We start from the raw sequence: 3,353 nt of genomic DNA on the forward strand, positions 1-3,353 counted from the left end.
AGTTCGTTGGCCAGGCGCAGGGCCATCGACTTCTCGCCGCGCTTGCGGGCGGCTTCCTTGATCCAGCGCATCGACAGCGCCAGGCGGCGCACCGGGCGCACTTCGACCGGCACCTGGTAGTTGGCGCCGCCGACGCGGCGGGACTTCACTTCCACCATCGGCTTGACGTTGTTGATGGCGATGACGAAGGCTTCCAGCGGGTCCTTGCCCGGGTTCTTCTTCTCGATGAAGTCGAGCGCGCCGTAGATGATGCGCTCGGCGACCGCCTTCTTGCCGCCTTCCATGATCACGTTCATGAACTTGGACAGCTCGACATTGCCGTACTTCGGGTCCGGCAGGATTTCACGTTTGGGAACTTCGCGACGACGTGGCATTTTTCTGAACCTCTTTGCTTCAGTTGGCGCCGCCTTCCGGCTGCACCGCGAGAGCCATCAGGACCCTCACTTACTCGACCCGCGCCACCATGGCGCTTCGGGTCACTACGTTCGAACCACCCGCCAGGCGGCCGAACACCGATGGAAACGAAAGCCGGTCAGGCCTTCTTGGGACGCTTGGCGCCGTACTTGGAACGGGCCTGCTTGCGGTCCTTGACGCCCTGCAGGTCCAGGGAACCGCGGACGATGTGGTAGCGCACACCGGGAAGATCCTTCACACGGCCGCCGCGCACCAGCACGACGCTGTGCTCCTGCAGGTTGTGGCCTTCGCCGCCGATGTAGGAGATCACTTCGAAGCCGTTGGTCAGACGGACCTTGGCGACCTTGCGAAGTGCCGAGTTCGGCTTCTTGGGGGTCGTGGTGTAGACCCGGGTGCAGACGCCGCGGCGCTGCGGCGAGTTCTGCATGGCAGGGCTTTTCGACTTGGTCGTCTCGACCTCGCGACCCTGGCGCACCAGTTGGTTGATGGTTGGCATGAATGAATAAGTTCCGAAAAACACCCCCGGACCGGCCGAACCCGAAAAGACGGCGGGGACCCGAAGATCCACCGGGGAAATGACGAAAACGTGAAACCCTTCGGAAAATTCCGAAAAGCCCGCGATTCTAGCGCGCCGTGCGCCGGACGGCAAATGGCCCGGGATCAGGCTCCCGAGCCGGCGCCAGGGGCATGGCCCGGGGCGCGGAAGCGGCCGCCGGCCTCACCGCTCACTTGATCCACAGCCGCACGGCGTCCCAGGCCCGGCCCAGGATGCCCGCCTGCTCGACGGGCTCCAGCGCCACCAGCGGCACCTCGGCCAGGGGCTGGTCGGCCAGCGTGATCTTCAGGGTGCCCAGCGGCTGGTTCTTGCCGAAGGGCGCCACCAGCGGGTCGGGCCGCTCCACGTGGGTCTTGACCTTCGAGGCCTGGCCCGAGGGCACGGAGACCACGATCGGCTCGGCGCGGCCGAGCTTGACGGTGTTGGCCTTGCCCTTCCACACCTGCGGCGTCGCCACCGGCTGGCCGGCGTCGAACAGGCGCACCGCGTCGTAGGCGGTGTAGCCCCAGTTCAGCAGCTTCTGCGACTCGTTGGCGCGCGCGTTGTCGCTGGCGGCGCCGAGCACGATGCTCAGCAGGCGCCGGCCGCCCGGCAGGTTGGGGAAGTCGCGCTTGGCCGTGGCGATCAGGCAGTAGCCCGCGGCCTCGGTGTGGCCGGTCTTCAGGCCGTCCACCGTCGGATCGCGGAACAGCAGCAGGTTGCGGTTGGTGTCGTTGGCGGCCGGCGTGCCGGGGTAGCGGTACTTCTTGATCGCGTAGTAGTGCAGGTATTCCGGGAAGTCGCGCATCAGCCGCGTGGCCAGGATGCTCAGGTCGCGCGCCGTGGTCGTGTGGCCCGGCGCCGTCAGGCCCTCGGGGTTCTTGTAGGTGGTGTTCTTCATGCCCAGCGCCTTGGCCTGCTCGTTCATGAGCTCGACGAAGCGCTCGGCCGTGCCGCCCACGCCCTCGGCCAGCGCCATGGTGGCGTCGTTGCCGGACTGGACGATCATGCCCTTGATGAGGTCGTCCACCGGCACCTGCATCTTGGGGTCGATGAACATGCGCGAGCCGGGCATCTTCCAGGCGCGCGTGCTCACGGGCAGCGTCTGGGTCAGGCTGATCTTGCGGGCGCGCAGGGCGTCGAAGACCAGGTACTGGGTCATCAGCTTGGTCAGCGAGGCCGGCTCGACCGGCATGTCGATGTCCTTGCTCGCCAGCAACTGGTTGGAGGTGATGTCCATCAGCAGGTAGCTGCGCGCGGCCACCTCGGGGGCGGCGGGCGCCTGGGCGGCGGCGATGGAGGCGGCCATGCAGGCCAGCGCGAGAACGAACGTGCGCAGCACGTCAGGCAGACGGATCATGGAAGCGAAGCGGCGAAAGGAATGGAGGGGAGGCGGCGTCACGGGTGCGCCCGGCCGGACGCCCCGGCGCGCAGGTGGCGGGTCACCAGCCCCTTGAGGAGCGGCAATTGTCCGTGAAAGAAATGTCCGCCCCCGGGGACGACCGTGACAGGAAGTGACTGCGGCCGGGCCCAGTCCAGCACGGCGGCCAGGGGCACGGTGTCGTCCTGCTCGCCGTGCACGACCAGCGTGCGCTCGTGCGCGTCGGCCGGCACGGGCGCGACCGCGAAGCGGGCCGCCGCCGTGCCCACCAGCACGATCTCCCGCAGCTCGCGCGCCGGCCACAGCGCCTCGATGGCGCGGCTGGCGACGAAGGCGCCGAAGGAGAAGCCGGCGATGGCCAGCGGCCCTTCGGGCGCGGCCTGCCGCACGACGGCGAGGAAATCCTCCGTCTCGCCGCGGCCCTCGTCGTGCACGCCTTCGCTGGCGCCGACGCCGCGGAAGTTGAAGCGCAGCGCGGTCCAGCCGCAGGCCACGAAGGCGCGCGCCAGCGTCTGCACCACCTTGTTGTCCATGGTGCCGCCGAAGAGCGGGTGGGGATGGGCGATGACCGCGACGCCCGCCGGCGCGACGTCCCGCGCGGGCGCATCGCGCAGCGCCTCGACGGTGCCGGCGGCGCCTTCGAGGCGCAGCTTTTCCGTATGGACGTTCATCTCATCGGCCCACGTCGGGCGGCAGCAGCAGCCGTTCGACCACCTCGCCCTTCTTGAGGTGCGATTCGACGATCTCGTCGATGTCGGCCTCGTCGACGAAGCTGTACCAGACGGCCTCGGGGTAGACCACCGCCACCGGCCCGCCGGCGCAGCGGTCCAGGCAGCCGGCCTTGTTCACGCGCACCCGGCCGGGGCCGGCCAGGCCCTCGGCCTTGACACGCGCCTTGCAGTGCGCGAAGCCGGCCTGCGCGTTGTGCCGGGCGCACGAATCCTCGCCGGGCTTGCGTTCGTTGAGGCAGAAGAAGATGTGGCGGGCGTAGTAACCGCCGTCACGCGGGGGCGACAGGGACAT

General features: G+C 68.8%; 5 protein-coding genes. All 5 read right to left on the minus strand.

Annotated elements, in window-relative coordinates; all coding sequences use genetic code 11:
* The coding region (rpsG, locus tag ACIY1X_RS13555) for a 30S ribosomal protein S7 (RefSeq protein WP_399681180.1) at positions 1 to 374 on the minus strand (374 nt) is incomplete at its 3' end.
* Positions 375 to 532: 158 nt separating this feature from the next.
* A complete protein-coding gene (gene rpsL, locus ACIY1X_RS13560; RefSeq protein WP_006297701.1) occupies positions 533 to 910 on the minus strand; it encodes a 30S ribosomal protein S12 in 378 nt (125 codons plus the stop codon).
* Positions 911 to 1,139: 229 nt separating this feature from the next.
* Positions 1,140 to 2,309, minus strand: a complete 1,170-nt coding sequence (locus ACIY1X_RS13565) for a D-alanyl-D-alanine carboxypeptidase family protein (RefSeq protein WP_399681183.1) — start codon at positions 2,307 to 2,309, stop codon at positions 1,140 to 1,142.
* Between the two features lie 38 nt (positions 2,310 to 2,347).
* Positions 2,348 to 3,001 (minus strand): alpha/beta hydrolase, encoded by a 654-nt coding sequence (locus ACIY1X_RS13570; protein ID WP_399681185.1) that lies wholly within the window; start codon positions 2,999 to 3,001, stop codon positions 2,348 to 2,350.
* A gap of 1 nt (position 3,002) precedes the next feature.
* The gene (locus tag ACIY1X_RS13575) at positions 3,003 to 3,353 is read right to left on the minus strand and encodes a ferredoxin (RefSeq protein ID WP_038210702.1); all 351 of its coding nucleotides are present in this window, start codon (positions 3,351 to 3,353) and stop codon (positions 3,003 to 3,005) included.

It is taken from the genome of Xenophilus sp. (assembly GCF_044462705.1).
Classification (GTDB): Bacteria; Pseudomonadota; Gammaproteobacteria; order Burkholderiales; family Burkholderiaceae_C; genus Xenophilus; species Xenophilus azovorans.

Bases quoted from the DNA above. Each gene is read 5' to 3' on its own strand.
- rpsL (WP_006297701.1), bottom strand. From the start codon at position 910: ATGCCAACCATCAACCAACTGGTGCGCCAGGGTCGCGAGGTCGAGACG.
- ACIY1X_RS13565 (WP_399681183.1), bottom strand. From the start codon at position 2,309: ATGATCCGTCTGCCTGACGTGCTGCGCACGTTCGTTCTCGCGCTGGCC.
- ACIY1X_RS13570 (WP_399681185.1), bottom strand. From the start codon at position 3,001: ATGAACGTCCATACGGAAAAGCTGCGCCTCGAAGGCGCCGCCGGCACC.
- ACIY1X_RS13575 (WP_038210702.1), bottom strand. From the start codon at position 3,353: ATGTCCCTGTCGCCCCCGCGTGACGGCGGTTACTACGCCCGCCACATC.